This window comes from Actinoplanes sp. NPDC024001, assembly GCF_040638955.1.
In the GTDB taxonomy this organism is placed as follows: Bacteria; Actinomycetota; Actinomycetes; order Mycobacteriales; family Micromonosporaceae; genus Actinoplanes.
Map to the genome: position 1 here is coordinate 16,228 of NZ_JBEZZB010000033.1, position 14,836 is coordinate 31,063.

The 14,836-nt window shown below is 72.3% G+C and carries 13 protein-coding genes; 7 read left to right on the plus strand and 6 right to left on the minus strand.

The features are described 5' to 3' along the window. Positions 1-130 precede the first annotated feature (130 nt). Genes AB0F81_RS15370 through AB0F81_RS15385 form a run of 4 tightly spaced genes read left to right on the plus strand, consistent with a single transcriptional unit; the run spans position 131 to position 3,768 of the window. Positions 131-1,009 (plus strand): SDR family NAD(P)-dependent oxidoreductase, encoded by an 879-nt coding sequence (locus AB0F81_RS15370; protein WP_360196900.1) that lies wholly within the window; start codon positions 131-133, stop codon positions 1,007-1,009. After that, the gene (locus tag AB0F81_RS15375; RefSeq protein ID WP_360196902.1) at positions 1,006-1,881 is read left to right on the plus strand and encodes an amidohydrolase family protein; all 876 of its coding nucleotides are present in this window, start codon (positions 1,006-1,008) and stop codon (positions 1,879-1,881) included. The genes AB0F81_RS15370 and AB0F81_RS15375 overlap by 4 nt, the downstream gene beginning before the upstream one ends. Further along, on the plus strand, positions 1,878-2,336 hold the full coding sequence (locus AB0F81_RS15380; protein ID WP_360196905.1) for a MaoC family dehydratase: 459 nt from the start codon (positions 1,878-1,880) through the stop codon (positions 2,334-2,336). Before AB0F81_RS15375 ends, AB0F81_RS15380 begins: the two co-directional genes overlap by 4 nt. Continuing rightward, positions 2,329-3,768: a long-chain fatty acid--CoA ligase gene (locus AB0F81_RS15385; RefSeq protein ID WP_360196908.1), complete on the plus strand. Its 1,440-nt coding sequence runs from the start codon at positions 2,329-2,331 to the stop codon at positions 3,766-3,768. The genes AB0F81_RS15380 and AB0F81_RS15385 overlap by 8 nt, the downstream gene beginning before the upstream one ends. Here AB0F81_RS15385 and AB0F81_RS15390 read toward each other — a convergent pair. Continuing rightward, entirely contained in the window at positions 3,765-4,520 is a 756-nt protein-coding gene (locus AB0F81_RS15390) for an NAD-dependent deacylase (protein WP_360196911.1), read from the minus strand. The two genes, AB0F81_RS15385 and AB0F81_RS15390, sit on opposite strands and share 4 nt — an antisense overlap. Before the next feature lie 119 nt (positions 4,521-4,639). On the opposite strand from AB0F81_RS15390, the gene AB0F81_RS15395 reads away from it, so the two are divergent. Beyond that, complete coding sequence (locus AB0F81_RS15395; RefSeq protein WP_360196914.1) at positions 4,640-4,846, plus strand: hypothetical protein; 207 nt, start codon at positions 4,640-4,642, stop codon at positions 4,844-4,846. 881 nt (positions 4,847-5,727) lie between these two features. Here the strand turns inward: AB0F81_RS15395 and AB0F81_RS15400 are convergent. Next, complete coding sequence (locus AB0F81_RS15400) at positions 5,728-6,534, minus strand: alpha/beta hydrolase (protein ID WP_360196916.1); 807 nt, start codon at positions 6,532-6,534, stop codon at positions 5,728-5,730. An 88-nt stretch (positions 6,535-6,622) separates the two neighbouring features. On the opposite strand from AB0F81_RS15400, the gene AB0F81_RS15405 reads away from it, so the two are divergent. Beyond that, positions 6,623-8,281, plus strand: a complete 1,659-nt coding sequence (locus tag AB0F81_RS15405; protein WP_360196919.1) for a GMC family oxidoreductase — start codon at positions 6,623-6,625, stop codon at positions 8,279-8,281. Continuing rightward, positions 8,278-9,747 carry an NAD(P)/FAD-dependent oxidoreductase gene (locus AB0F81_RS15410; protein WP_360196922.1) on the plus strand — a complete coding sequence of 490 codons (1,470 nt, stop codon included), beginning with the start codon at positions 8,278-8,280 and terminating at the stop codon, positions 9,745-9,747. The genes AB0F81_RS15405 and AB0F81_RS15410 overlap by 4 nt, the downstream gene beginning before the upstream one ends. Here the strand turns inward: AB0F81_RS15410 and AB0F81_RS15415 are convergent. From AB0F81_RS15415 to AB0F81_RS15430, 4 genes are all read right to left on the minus strand, one after another. Beyond that, entirely contained in the window at positions 9,698-11,359 is a 1,662-nt protein-coding gene (locus tag AB0F81_RS15415) for a bifunctional diguanylate cyclase/phosphodiesterase (RefSeq protein ID WP_360196924.1), read from the minus strand. The genes AB0F81_RS15410 and AB0F81_RS15415 overlap by 50 nt on opposite strands. Beyond that, entirely contained in the window at positions 11,356-12,795 is a 1,440-nt protein-coding gene (locus tag AB0F81_RS15420) for a PAS domain S-box protein (protein WP_360196927.1), read from the minus strand. Before AB0F81_RS15420 ends, AB0F81_RS15415 begins: the two co-directional genes overlap by 4 nt. 147 nt (positions 12,796-12,942) lie before the next feature. Further along, positions 12,943-14,151 carry a globin domain-containing protein gene (locus tag AB0F81_RS15425; RefSeq protein WP_360196930.1) on the minus strand — a complete coding sequence of 403 codons (1,209 nt, stop codon included), beginning with the start codon at positions 14,149-14,151 and terminating at the stop codon, positions 12,943-12,945. A 203-nt stretch (positions 14,152-14,354) separates the two neighbouring features. Then, positions 14,355-14,789 (minus strand): Rrf2 family transcriptional regulator, encoded by a 435-nt coding sequence (locus AB0F81_RS15430; RefSeq protein WP_360196932.1) that lies wholly within the window; start codon positions 14,787-14,789, stop codon positions 14,355-14,357. Positions 14,790-14,836: the final 47 nt, after the last annotated feature.

Here is a 14,836-nt window from a genome sequence, read left to right on the forward strand (position 1 = left end):
CGGGGCTCCTCGGTTTCGCACGGGCCGACAGATTACCCCATTGACAGGAAACCTGATCGTCTACCAGGATCGAGATCAACAGGATTCCTGTTGATGACGCGCCCGTGGGAAGTGTGAGAGGTTGATGAGCATGGATCTGACTGGCAGGGTCGCCATCGTCACCGGCAGTGGGCGCGGGCTCGGTCTCGCCTACGCGAAGGCGCTCGCCGCGGCCGGCGCCTCGGTGGTCGTCAACGACGTGGACCAGGCGGTCGTGGACGCGGCGGTCGCCGAGATCCCGGGCTCGGTGGGCGTGGCGGCTGCGGTCGGCAGCAGCGAGACCGCGGACCGGCTGGTCGCCGCGGCCGTGGAGCGTTTCGGCCGGCTCGACGTGCTGATCACCAACGCCGGCATCCTGCGCGACCGGGTGCTCTGGAAGATGTCCGACGAGGACTTCGACGCGGTGATCGACGTGCACCTGCGCGGCACCTTCACCTGCGCCCGCGCCGCCGCGATCCGGATGCGGGAGCAGGGCGAGGGCGGCCGGCTGATCCTGATCTCGTCGCCGGCCGGGCAGCGGGGCAACTTCGGGCAGACCAACTACGCGGCCGCCAAGGCCGGCATCGCGGCGATGGCGCGGACCTGGGCGATGGAGCTCGGCCGCGCCGGGATCACGGTGAACGCGGTGGTGCCGGTCGCCGCCACCGAGATGACCAGGACCATCCCGGCGTTCGCCCCGGTGATCGAGGAGGCCGAGCGGACCGGGCAGCCGTTCCCCGCCTGGCTGCGCCGCGACGAAGGGCTGGGAACCGTCGAGGACGTCACCGGGCTGATCACGTTCCTCGCCTCGGACGCGTCGAAGGACATCACCGGCCAGGCGATCGGGATCGGCGGCGACAGGCTGGCGCTGTGGTCGCACCCGGCGGAGCGGTCGGTCAAATATGCCGACGGCGGCTGGACGGCCGACGCGATCGAGGCGTCCTGGGACTTCGAGCCGGAGACCTACGGCATCCCGGCGCCCCGGTCATGAACGTCGAGGAGCTCACCGCGATCGACGTGCACACGCACGCCGAGGTCAGCAGGGACGGGCACACCTCGCTGGACCCGGCGCTGCTCGGCGCCTCGGCCGACTACTTCAAGGCGCACGGCCACCGGCAGCCGACGATCGACGAGATGGCTGACTACTACCGTTCGCGCCGCATGGCGGCGGTCGTCTTCACGGTCGACGCCGAGCACGCCACCGGACATCCGCGGATCGCCAACGAGGAGATCGCGGCGAACTGCGCCGAGCACGCGGACGTCCTGATCCCGTTCGCCAGCATCGACCCGCACAAGGGTCGCGCCGGAGTCCGCGAGGCCCGGCGGCTCGTCGAGCAGTTCAACGTCAGAGGCTTCAAGTTCCACCCGAGCATCCAGGGGTTCGCGCCGGACGACCGGATGGCGTACCCGCTCTACGAAGCCATCGAGGACCTCGGGGCGGTCGCGCTGTTCCACACCGGGCAGACCGGCATCGGCGCCCGGGTTCGCGGCGGCGGCGGGATCCGCCTGAAGTACTCCAACCCGATGCTCGTCGACGACGTCGCCGTGGACTTCCCGGACCTGCGGATCATCCTGGCCCACCCGTCCTTCCCGTGGCAGGACGAGGCGCTCGCGGTCGCCACGCACAAGGAGCACGTCCACATCGACCTCTCCGGCTGGTCACCCAAGTACTTCCCGCCCCAGCTGGTCCGGTACGCGAACAGCCTGCTCCAGGACAAGGTGCTGTTCGGCTCGGACTACCCGGTGATCACCCCGGACCGCTGGCTCGCCGACTTCGAGACGCTCGACATCAAGCCCGCCGTCCGTCCCAAGATTCTTCGTGACAACGCCGCCCGCCTTCTATTCAGGGAGAACGCCAAATGACCACCACCGTGAACGGCCTCGACGGACTCAAGTCGCTCGTCGGGCAGGACCTCGGCTCGTCCGAGTGGCTGGAGATCACCCAGGAGCGGGTGAACACGTTCGCCGACGCCACCGGCGACCACCAGTGGATCCACGTGGACGTCGAGCGTGCCAAGGCCGGCCCGTTCGGTGGCCCGATCGCCCACGGTTACCTCACGCTGTCGCTGGTCATCCCGCTCTTCTCCAGCCTGCTGCGGGTCGAGGGCATCAAGATGGGCGTCAACTACGGCCTGGAGAAGGTGCGTTTCCCCAGCCCGGTCCGGGTCGGCGCGAAGATCCGCCTGAACGCGAAGGTGGTCAGCGTCGAGGACGTGCCCGGCAACGGCGTGCAGAGCACCTTCGACTTCACGATCGAGGTGGACGGCTCGTCGAAGCCGGCCTGTGTGGCCCGCCCGGTCTACCGGCACTATGCGTAACCAGGGTCTCGGATCGTGGCCGGCGCGCCGGGCGGCGATGTCGCCCGGCCGCACCGCCCTGGTCTTCGAGGACCGGCCGGTCACCTATGCCGAGCTGCACCGGCGGATCCTCCGGCTGGCGGGGGCTCTGCGGGACGCAGGGGTGCGGCGCGGTGACCGGGTCGCCTATCTGGGGCAGAACCATCCGGCGTTCGTGGAGACGATGTTCGCCACGTATGTCCTGGGGGCGGTTTTTGTCCCGCTGAACTTCCGGCTCACGCAGCCGGAGATCGAGTATCAGCTTCGCGATAGCGCGGCGGTCGCGCTGATCCACGCTCAGCCGGTTGATGCTGATATTTCGGTAAAAATTGGGCTTCAAGCGTATGAAGCGTTCCTCGCGTATGAGCCGGTCGAACTCGACGAACCGGTGACGCACGACGACGTGGCCTGCATCCTCTACACCTCGGGGACCACCGGCAACCCCAAAGGCGCCATGCTCACCCACGGCAACCTGATCTGGAACTGCTACAACCTGCTGGTCTGCGTCGACGTGGCAAGCGACGAGGTCACCCTGGTCAGCGCCCCGCTGTTCCACGTCGCGGCGCTCAACCAGTGCCTGCTGCCGACGTTCCTCAAGGGCGGCACCTCGGTGATCATGCCGGCCTGGAACGTCGACGAGTGCTTCGACCTGATCGCCCGGCACCGGGTGACCTGGATGTTCGGGGTGTCCACGATGTTCGCCGGGCTGGCCCAGTCACCCCGCTGGGCCGATGCCGACCTCTCCTCGGTGCGCAACCTGATGACCGGCGGCGCGCCGGTGCCGGAGGCGCTGATCCGCACCTATCAGGAGCGGGGCCTCGCCTTCTGCCAGGGCTACGGGATGACCGAGACCGCGCCCGGCGCGACCTTCCTGGAAGCGCGGGAGAGCCGCGAGCACGTCGGGTCGGCCGGGCTGCCGGTGTTCTTCACCGACGTACGCATCGAGGGTTCGCCGGGAGAGGTGCTGGTCCGGGGCCCGAACGTCACGCCCGGTTACTGGAACGACGAGGCGGCGACCGCGGCGGCCTTCACCGACGGCGACTGGTTCCGTACCGGCGACCTGGCGGTGATCGACGAGCACGGGCACTTCCGGATCGTCGACCGGACCAAGGACATGTTCATCTCCGGCGGCGAGAACGTGTACCCGGCCGAGGTGGAGGCGGCGATCTTCGAACATCCGGCGGTGGCGGAGGCGGCCGTGGTCGGGGTGCCCGACGAGAAGTGGGGCGAGGTGGGGCGGGCGTTCGTCGTACCGATGCCGGGCAGCCACCTGGACCCGGCCGACGTGCCGGCCTTCCTGGCCGGCCGGCTCGCCAAGTACAAGATCCCGGTCTACGTCGACGTGGTCGACGACCTGCCGCGCACCGGCTCCAACAAGGTCCGCAAGGGCCCCCTGCGGGAGCGCCCGCTCTAGGGCCAGGCGGCCGCGACCAGCTCGGGCAGGCACCGGGCGGCCGGGCCGTGCAGGTTCACCCGGGCGATCGGGTCCAGCGGCGTGGGCTGCGGGTTCACCTGGATCACCGCGGCGCCGGAGCGGGCGGCGAGCCGGGGGATCTCGGCGGCCGGATAGACCAGTCCGGACGTGCCGATGGTCAGCAGCACGTCGGAGCCGGCCGCCGCGCGAACCGCCGCTTCCAGGGCGGCCTCCGGCAGGGCCTCGCCGAACCAGACGACACCCGGACGGATCAGGCCGCCGCAGGTGGCGCACGCCGGCGGGGTGAGCCGGCGGCCGTCCTCCGGCTCACCGGCCGGGGCGGGCAGCGTGGCCGGTTCGGCACAGACCGAACACCGCGGCGCGAACAGGCTGCCGTGCAGGTGGACGGGCTGCGCCGAACCGGCGCGTTCGTGCAGGTCGTCGACGTTCTGGGTGACGACGGTGGCCTGCGGGGCGTGCGCCTCGATCGCGGCCACCGCGTGGTGCCCGGGGTTCGGCCGGACGCTGCTGACGCGGTGGCGGCGCCACTCGTACCAGCCCCAGACCAGGTCGGGATCGTCCTGGAAGGCCTGCGGGGTGGCGAGCGACTGGGCGTCGAAGCGTTCCCAGAGGCCGGTCAGCGCGTCCCGGAAGGTGGGCACGCCGCTCTCGGCCGAGATGCCGGCGCCGGTGAAGACCGCCACCCGCTGCGCCTGCGCCAGCAGCTTGGCGGCCTCCCGCAGCCCGTCCATGCGATCCCCTCTCGACGGTGATCCGTACCCGGCACGCAGAGTGTCGCAGTGCCGTGCCCGGCGCCGCATCACTGTTCCGCCCATGGGTCGTTGACCGGTCGAGCGAGGAGGTGGGTCGGATGTCCGGAGAGGACCAGGTCCACGTCTGGGCGCGCCGCCTGCGGGTGGCCGGCGCGCGCGTCCTCTCCACCGTGGGCAACCTGGCCACACCGGTCGAGCGCCCGGCCCGCTCGGAGTCCGGCGTGAACACGCTCGTCGCGACGGTCACCCTCGCCACCGGCCTGATCTTCCTGCTGGTCATGCTGGTCACTTGGCTCACCCGATAGCGTTTTTTTCTCGGTACGGCTGACGAGAGCGCCCGTGCCCAAACGCGATCATCCAGCCGCTCCGGGCCGCCCGGCGACCGCCGGGCATAAGCACGCGGAGACCCCGTGTGCCCCCGCCCTCCGCCGACAGCCCGTGAAGCAGCAACACACGCGACGTGAAGTCCCCACGCCGGCCCGCGCCGGCTGGCGGTGTGTGAGGTTGTGGCGTGCCGCGCCCGAACGGGAACGTCCGGTCGTGAGCGCGTCCCGCTAATGCCGATCCTGGTCGGCTGGCTCTCAGTGCTGTCCTGAGCGCGCATACACAGCCCCGACGGCCAGCCGGTCCGTCCGGCTGCGCCGCAGGGCTGCTTCGACCGGCCGGGAACGACACTGACGGTCAGCCGAGCTCCACTGTTCACCGGACAGTCCCGACCCCGCGCTGGGCTGTGCTGGCTGGCGGTCTGTGGAGCACGGTGCGCTGTGCTTTTACTTTCCTCACGGTGGGCTATCCGCGAATCTTGGCTACTTTCGCCCATATTCGAACCCGGAATTGCCAAGATCTCGTGCGGCGGCGTCGGAAAGCGGAAAATGCCGCGGATAGCCGACCGATCGCGGTGGGTTGCCGTGCCGAATTGCGGTTGGTTTGCCGTGCCGAATTGCGTGGGTTGGCGTGTCGCCGTCACCGGGCAATTCGGACGACTGTTGCCGTCGCGGAGCGCGCGGCCAGTGGCGGCGTGCGAAACGGGGCGCAAGTCTCCACGGTGGGCCAGCGTGTAGTGGGCGTGTCGACGGGAAGGTGCGGGCTGGTGGTGGGGAGTTGGCGTGGGAGATGCGGGCTGGTGGTGGGGAGTTCGCACGGGGAGGTGCGGGCTGGGGTGGGAGCTGGCGCGGGGTGTTGGGGGTCAGGGGGAGAGGAGCAGGCGGGCGCAGGCGGCTGGGTCGTCGGCGAACGGGAGGTGGCCGCAGCCCGGTAGGCGTACGTGGCGGGCGGTCGGCAGCACGGTCCGGGCGCGCCGTGCCTGGGTGCGGTAGGGCAGGACCGCGTCGCGCGTACCCCAGGCGATGGTGACCGGGATGCGGACCAGCTCGCCGGCGTCGGTGTAGGTCCAGGGGCGCAGGCGGCCGAAGCTGCGCCGCGCGTCGGCGAAGCCGGGCGCGGCGGCCAGCGCGCGGGCCGCGAGCAGGCAGTCGGCGGCGTCCAGCCGGGCCGGATGGGCGTAGAAGACCGCGCAGAACGCGGCCCGGCCGGCGCGCGAGTCCATGATCCGGGGGAGTGCCGGCCCGAGGCGTTCCGCGCCGGTGCGGGCCGCGCCGACGACGGCCTGGCACCAGCGGCGCCCGGCGCCGCCCCAGAAGCCGACCGGGGAGAAGGCGGTGACGCGCCGGGCCAGCCCGCGCCGGCCCAGTTCGAGGGCGATGCCGCCGCCCAGCGAGCTGCCGGCCACCTCGGGCTGCCGCACGCCGAGCCGGTCGAGGAACGCGGTCACCTCGTCGGCGAGGTGGGCGACCGAACCCGGCGCGGTACCGCCCGGCGGCGGCGCGGGCCAGGGCGGGGAGTCGCCGAAACCGGGCAGATCGAGGGCGATCACCTCACGGTGCCGGCTCACCGTGTCGAGAACCGGCGACCACACCTGCCAGTGGCTGCCGATGCCGTGGATCAGCACGAGCGGGGGTCCCTGCCCGCGCCGGCTGTGCGAGAGCTCCGTCATCGCCTCAGCCAACCAGGGTTTGGCGCTCCGAGCCACAACCGGAAGCCCGTTGTTGACATGTTGCCAATAAGGGTGTGATGGTACGGCGATGTCGCACGACTACGACGTTCTCGTCGTCGGCTCCGGCTTCGGCGGGAGCGTGACCGCGCTGCGTCTGACCGAGAAGGGTTACCGGGTCGGCGTGCTCGAGGCGGGCCGGCGCTTCACCGACGAGCAGTTCGCCAAGACCTCCTGGCGGCTGCGTGACTATGTGTACGCTCCGGCGCTCGGCTGCTACGGCATCCTGCGGCTGACCCTGCTCAAGGACGTGCTGGTGCTCTCCGGCGCCGGCGTCGGCGGTGGTTCGCTGGGATACGCCAACACCCTGTACGAGCCACCCGACCCGTTCTACGCCGACCCGCAGTGGGCCGCGATCACCGACTGGAAGTCCGAGCTGGCCCCGTACTACGCGCAGGCCAACCGGATGCTGGGCGTGACGGTCAACCCCGTGGAGACGGCCGCCGACCATGCCCTCAAGGCGGTCGCCGACGATCTCGGCGTGGGGGCGTCGTACCGTCGTACCCCGGTGGGTGTGCTCTTCGGCGACGAAGCCGGCGCCGACGTGCCGGACCCGTTCTTCGGCGGGGTCGGCCCCGCCCGGCGGACCTGCACGTTCTGCGGGGCCTGCATGACCGGCTGCCGCCGCAACGCGAAGAACACGACCGTGAAGAACTACCTCTACCTGGCCGAGCGGGCGGGCGCGGTGGTCCATCCACTCACCACGGTCCGCACGGTCACCCCGCTGCCCGGCGGCGGTTACGCGGTGGACACCCGGCGGACCGGTGGCCTGAAGCGCCGGCGGTTCACCGCCGGGCAGGTGGTCTTCGCGGCCGGCGCGCTCGGGACCCAGCGGCTGCTGCACCGGATGCGCGACGGCGGCCCGCTCCCGAAGATCTCGGCCCGGCTCGGCGAGCTGAGCCGCACCAACTCGGAGTCGATCCTGGGCGCCCGCACCCGCCGCCGCGACCGGGACTACAGCCACGGCGTCGCGGTCACCTCGTCGATCTACCCGGACCCGGTGACCCACGTCGAGCCGGTCCGGTACGGACCCGGCAGCAACCTGCTCGGCCTGCTCGGCACGGTCCTGGTCGGGGACACCGGCGGCCGGAGCCGCTGGATGTTCGCCGCCCGGACCCTGGCCCGCGCCGGCAGGGACCTGCGGCTCTATCTGTCGCCGCGGGACTGGTCGCGGCAGACCATGGTGCTGCTGGCGATGCAGCCGCTGGACAACTCGATCACGGTCTACCGCAAGCGCGGCCGGCTGACCAGCCGGCCCGGCATCGGCGAGCCCAACCCGCTGTGGAACCCGGCCGCCCACGACGTGGCCCGCCGCACCGCGGAGAAGATCGACGGGGTGCCGCTCGGCTCCTGGACCGAGGTGGCCGGACGGCCGGTGACCGGCCACTTCATCGGCGGCTGCGCGATCGGCGCCGATCCCGGCAGCGGGGTGGTCGATCCCTATCAGCGGCTCTTCGGCTATCCGGGGCTGCACGTGGCGGACGGTTCGGTGGTCGCGGCCAATCTGGGCGTGAACCCGTCGCTGACCATCACGGCCCTCGCCGAGCGGGCGATGTCCTTCTGGCCGAACGCCGGTGAGCCGGATCCGCGGCCCCCGGCCGGGGCGGAGTACCGGCGGGTGGAGCCGGTGGCGCCGAAGAACCCGGTGGTGCCGGTGGGCGCACCGGCGGCCCTGCGGATCGTGTCATGACCCGGGTGGCGATCATCGGGGCCGGGTTCGGCGGGGTGGCGGCCGCGGCCGAGCTGCTGCGGCAGGGGTTCCGCGACATCGTGCTGCTGGAGAAGGCCGACCGGCTCGGCGGGGTGTGGCGGGACAACACCTATCCGGGGTGCGCCTGCGACGTGCCGGCGCCGCTCTACTCGTTCTCGTTCGCGCTGAACCCGGACTGGTCGCGCCGCTATCCGCCGCGCGAAGAGATAATCAGCTATTTGAATCGATGTGCTGAGAAATCAGGTGTGAGCGGGCTTATCCGGTTCGGCGTCGAGGTGGCTTCTGCCTCCTGGGACGGGCGGCAATGGTGCATCACCCTCACCGACGGTGTCACGCTGGAAGCCGATGTGCTGGTCCCCGCGGTCGGCCAGCTCTCCCGGCCCAGCATCCCCTCGCTGCCGGGCGCCGAGACCTTCCGCGGCCCGGCGATGCACACCGCCCAGTGGGATCCGGACGTGCCGGTCGACGGCCGCCGGATCGGGGTGATCGGCACCGGCGCCAGCGTCATCCAGCTCGTTCCGGAGATCGCCGGCCGGGCCGACCGGGTCACCGTCTTCCAGCGCACGGCACCCTGGACCCTGCCCAAGCCGGATCGCCGCTACGGTCCGGTGCGCCGCGCCGCGTACCGGAAAGTGCCCCTCCTGATGCGGCTCTCCCGGGCCGCGACCTGGGGGTTGACGTTGATCCAGGGCGCCGCGGTGGCCGGCAACCCGGTGGTCAACCCGCTGGTCCGCGGCTATTCGTGGGCGCAGCGCCGCTGGCAGGTGCGCGACCCGGAGCTGCGCGCCAAGGTCACCCCGGTGGAACCGCTCGGCTGCAAGCGGGTGCTCTTCACCAACGCCTGGCTGCCCGCCCTGACCCGGCCCGACGTCGACCTGGTCACCGAGAAGATCGAGGAGATCACCCCGGACGGCGTGCGGACCGCGGACGGTGTGGAGCACCCGTGCGACGTGCTCGTCTACGGCACCGGCTTCGCGGCGACCGAGTTCCTCGCGCCGATCCGGATCACCGGGCGTGACGGCGTGCGCCTGGAGGACGAGTGGCGGGGCGGCGCGCACGCGTACCTCGGCATGACCGTGCCCGGCTTCCCGAACATGTTCCTGATCTACGGGCCGAACACCAACACCGGCAACACCTCGGTCATCTACTTCCACGAGTCCCAGGCGCGCTATCTCGCGCAAGCGGTGCGGCGGGTCGCCGCCGAGGGCAACCCCTTGGAGGTACGGGCGGAGCGCGCCACCGTCTACGACCAGGAGATTCAGGAACGTCTCGCCGACAGCGTCTGGACCGGGTGCCAGAGCTGGTACCGGACCGCCTCCGGCCGGGTCGTCACCAACTGGCCGGGCAAGGCGGTCGAGTACCGCCGGCGCACCGCCCGCCTGGACCCCGCCGACTTCATCGAGCGGGTGGAAGAGGCAGCGCCTCAGCGGGCTGAGGCCGGTTGAGGTGGTAACCCTGCAGCAGGTCGACGCCGGCCGCCGCCAGGTCGGCGGCGGTGGGCTCGTCCTCCACGCCCTCGGCCACCACGGTCATCCCGAGCGAACGGGCGATCGCGATGACCGAGTCGATGATGGTGGCGTGCGCGGGGGAGTCGTGCATCCGCACCACGAACGAGCGGTCGATCTTCAGCTCGTCGATCGGCAGCTGCGGCAGCAGGCCCAGTGAGGTGTACCCGGTGCCGAAGTCGTCGATGGCGGCCCGCACGCCGGTGGCCCGCAACTCGGTGAGCTGCGCGGCCACCAGGTCCGGCCGGGTCAGCACGGCGGTCTCGGTGATCTCCACGGTGAGCAGGGACGGCGGCAGCCGCTCCAGGTCGAGCAGGGTGCGGATGGTCGGCACGGCCCGGTCCTGCGCCAGGTAGGCCGGCGGCAGGTTGACCGACACCGGCACGTGGTGGCCGGCCCGGTGCCAGACCGCGGCCTGGTGCAGGGCCTCGGCGAGCACCCAGTCGGTCAGCTCCAGGATCACGTCGGAGCGCTCGGCGTCGGGCAGGAACACGCCGGGTGGCAGCAGGCCACGCTGGGGGTGCTGCCAGCGTACGAGGGCCTCCACCCCGTGCAGCTCCCGGCTGCGGGCGTCGTGCAGCGGCTGGTAGTGCAGCCGCAGGTGCCCCGAGCGCAGGCCGGCCCGCAACTCGGTGAGCTGCCGCAGGTCGACCCGCTGGTTGGTGTCCAGCCCCGGCGCCCACTCCACCACGCCGGTCCGCTCGTGCTTGGCGCGGCGCATCGCGGCGGCCGCCCGGCGCATCAGCACGGTCACGTCGTGGTGATCCGCCGGACTGATCCCGACGCTCGCCTCGACGCTGATCGGCAGCCCGTCGACCGGGTGCGGCCCGCGGATGCCGGCGGCCAGACGGCGGCCGACAGCCTGCGGGCTCTGCCCGGGCGGCAGCTCGGCGACGAGCACGACGAACTGGTCGCCGTCGAGCCGCGCCGCCAGGTTCCCGGCGCCGCAGGCGTCCCGCAACGCGGCCGCGACCAGGTTCAGCAGGGTGTCCGCGCCGTGATGGCCGAGCACGTCGTTGGCGTCCTGGAACCGGTCCAGGCCCAGGTGGATCACCGCGGCCAGTTCCCCGGCGTCGAGCCGGCGCTGCCCCTCCGCCTGCACCCGGGCCCGGTTCGGCAGCCCGGTCAGCGAGTCGGTCCGTGACATCCGGGCGAACCGGCCGGCCACCGCCGCCAGCAGCTCGATCACCGAGGCGGCGCCGAACCGGCCGTCCGGCCAGCTGATCAGCACCGGCTCCTCGCGCTCCACGCCGGGCCGGGCCAGCGCGGCCTCGGCGGCGACGTCGATGTCGGTGCCGGCCGCGAGCTCCAGCGCGTCGGCGCCGGCCAGGTCGGCCGGGCCGAGGCCGGCGTGCCGGGCCCGTTCGACGACGGCCCGGCTGAGCAGCCGGTGACCGGTCGCGGTCCGGACGATCACGCCGGGCGCCAGCGCGTCCGCGGCGAGCGCGGCCTCGATCTGGGCGAACGAGGTGCTCGACGGCATCGGCGTCAGCGGTACGCCGATCTCGCCGAGCTGACGCGGGCTGCGCGGACCCGAACCGGGCCCGGTCACGGGGTGCGTCCCCGCTCGAAGCAGGCGACCGCGATCATGGCGTCGTCCCCCTCGCGGTGGGTGCGCAGCCGGATGTGGACGGGACCGGCGGCACCGGTACGCGTGGCGTCCACCCGCTCGCCGCGTACGGCGTCGGCCCAGAGTTCGGCGAGGCTCGCGTGCTCCTCCGGAACCACGAGGGCTTCGAGCGCGGCCGGCAGGTTCGGGCCGGCGGGCGCCACGAACGACGCCGTGGCCAGCCGGTCCACGAGGTCGGCCAGGTCGTGCTCGGTGTTGTGCTCGCGGGTGCGGTCCAGCAGCATGCCGTCCCAGACGGTCGCGCCGCCGGGCTCGCGGTGCGGCCGGGAGACGCCGTACAGCCAGCAGCGGGTGCCGTCGCGGCGGACCGCGCTGCCCCGCCACTCCCAGCGCTGCAGGGTGCGGGCAGACTCCAGCACACTGGCGATGAAGGACTGCCGGTCCTCCTCGGCGATGGTCTCGATCGCCCGGTTCGGGGTCGCGATGATCTCCTGCGGCTCCAGGTGGAAGACCTCCCGGCTCGCCTCGGAGACGAAACTGAAGCGGGTGGTGCCGTCCGGCTCCATCCGGAACCGGTAGAGCATCCCGGGCGCGTTGTTGACCGTGTTCCAGAACCGCTTCTCGCCGGCGGCGAGCGCGGCCTCGCTGCGCCGCCGGGTGGTGTCGTCGATGGCGATCGTGCAGACGCCGTAGACGGAGCCGTCCGGGTCGGTGAGCGGCACCCGGGTGACCACGTACTGGCGGATGTCGTCGCCGAACGGGACCTCCTCCAGGACGGTCTTGGCCGTGCCGGTCCCGATGACGGCGACGTCGTGGGCCCGGCCGACCGCGGCCACCGAGGCGGAGACCAACTCCGACTCGGTGCGGCCGACGATGTCCGCGGCGGTGACCTGGAAGATCCGCTCGTACTCGCCGTTGACGAACAGGTAGCGGCCGTCCAGGTCCTTCGCCGAGATCATCGCGGTGGTGTGCTGCAGGATCGCGCTGATCAGGGTGTTGCTGCGCTGCAGCTCCTGCCGGGCCCGGTGCCCGTCGGTCTCGTCCGAGATGAACGCGGCGTAACCGTCCGCGCCGAGCGAGTCGATCAGCATGGAGATGTGCAGCTCACGGCCGTCACGGTGGCGGGCCGGAACCTCGACGCGGCGGCCGACGGCGTCACCGTCGCCGACCACCAGGCGGCGGGCGAAACCGGCGCTGTGCGCCGCCCGCAGCGCCGGCGGCACGATGGTGTCGGCCAGCGGCTGACCGAGGATCTCCTCGCGGCGCCAGCCGAAGAGCCGCTCCGCGGCCGGATTCCAGTCCCGGATCAGCCCGGCCCGGTCCACCTGCATGAACGCCAGCCCGGTGGCGTCCACGGCCCGGTCCCGGACGGAGGCCACCGGCGGGGCGCTGGTCTGAGGAGCGTCAACGGTCAACACGCCCCGCAATATCGACGCCCCGGCCGCCCACTTGAGGCCACCCCGCCGTCTCGCCCATCCCCGAAATCGGCGCGGAGGGGTCAGGCGAGACGGGCGCGGAGGGGCGGGCGGGGACGGGCACTGAGGGGTCAGGCGGACACGGAGGGGTCAGGCGGGGACGGGCACGGGGCGCCACTGCTCGGAGCCGAAGACCTCGTAGCGGATCCGCTCGTCGGGGATGCCCCGGCGGTGCAGGCCGGCGCGCACCGACTGCATGAACGGGACCGGTCCGCACAGGTAGACCTCGGCGTCCGGGTGCAGCGGGATCAGGTCGGTGTCGATCCGCCCGGCGTAGGTGTCCGGTTCGCCGGCCGGCTGCTCGTACCAGGACAGGCTCCGGAAGGTGCGCAGCCGGGCGCCGTTGCCGCTCATGTCGGTGCGCAGCGGGTGCCGCTGCGGGGTGCGGTCGGCGTGCACCGCGACGACCTCCCGGGTCGGCTGGGTCCGGGCCACGTGCTCCAGGATCGCCGCCATCGGGGTGATCCCCACCCCGGCGCTGACCAGCAGCAACGGGCTGTCGCCGGCCCGCAGCGTGAGGTCGCCGTACGGCTGGCTGAGCCGCAGCCGGTCCCCGGCCGACACGTGGTCGTGCAGGTAACCGGAGACCACCCCGTCCGGGGCACCGCCGGCGCCGCGGACCCGCCGTACCGTGATCCGCAGTGTGCCGCCGGTGGCGGCCTGCGACAGCGAGTACTGCCGCAGCTGGCGCCCGGCGCCGGGCAGATCGGCGGCGACCGTGACGTATTGGCCGGGCTTGAAGTGCGGAGCCGGGCCGCCGTCCGCCGGGACCAGCACGAACGAGACGGTGTCGTGGGCCTCGGCGATCTTCTGGGCCACCGTGTACTCCCGCCACGGGTCGGCGCCGTCCACCCCGGCCTCGGCGTAGATGCGGGCCTCCCGGCCGATCAGCCGCGCGGCGAAGAGCCAGTAGACCTCGTCCCAGGCGGCGGCGATCTCCGGCGTGACCGCGTCACCGAGCACCTCGCCCACCGCCCGCAGCAGGTAGCGGCCGACCATCGTGTACTGCTCCGGCCGGATCCCGAGCGCGCAGTGCCGCTGGGCGATGCGCTCCACGATGTGCTCGAAGGCGACCCCGTCCGGCCCGGCGCCGATCAGGTGCGCCGCGTATGCCGCGACCGCTCCGCTGAGCGCGCTGCGCTGCTCGCCGGTGGCCTGGGCGCTGCGGCTGAACAGGTTCAGCAGCTCCGGGTTCTCACCGATCATCGTCCGGTAGAAGACGCCGGAGATGGTTTCGAGGTGCTCGCCGACGACGGGCAGGGTCGCCTCGATGACCGGGGCGCTGGATGCGGACAGCATGGTTCCTCCGAGTTCTCCCGGCTGACGCCGAGCGCCGCTCCGCGCGGGCGGAGGCAGCACTGGGCGTCAGCCGGGTGGGCGGGCTGGCGCTGAGCGTCGCTTCGCGCGCTCGCGAGCAGCGCTCGGCGTCAGCCGGGTGGGCGGGCTGACGGTGGGTGCTGCTTCGCGCGGGCGGAGGCAGCACTGGGCGTCAGCCGGGTGGGTCAGGGGCGGCCGAGGGTGAGCAGGATCTGGCGGACCGGCGGGGCGGCCAGGTCGCCGATGGTGATCGGGTCGAGTGAGGCGTAGAACGCCTCCTGTGCGACGCGCAGCGCGCCCCGGAGCCGGCACTGGCCGCTGCTCAGCGGGCAGGGCGACAGCCCGGCGCAGTCCACCACCTCGGTCTCGCCCTCCAGGTCGCGGACCAGCCGGCCGACCGAGGCGCCGGCCGCCTCGGTGGCCAGCCGGACGCCGCCGCCGCGGCCGCGCACGGTGTCGAGCAAGCCGAGGTGCTGCAGCCGCTGGACCACCTTGGCGAGGTGGCTGCGCGGCACCGCGACCGAGGCGGCCAGCTCGTCGATGGTGAGCAGATCCTCGGGCCGGGCTGCGGCGAGCATCAGGATCCGGAGCCCGATGTCGGTGGAGCGGTTCAGTCGCACGAGACGAACCTACTAAAAGAGGAGTCTAGAAGTCCTCTTTAAGTGAT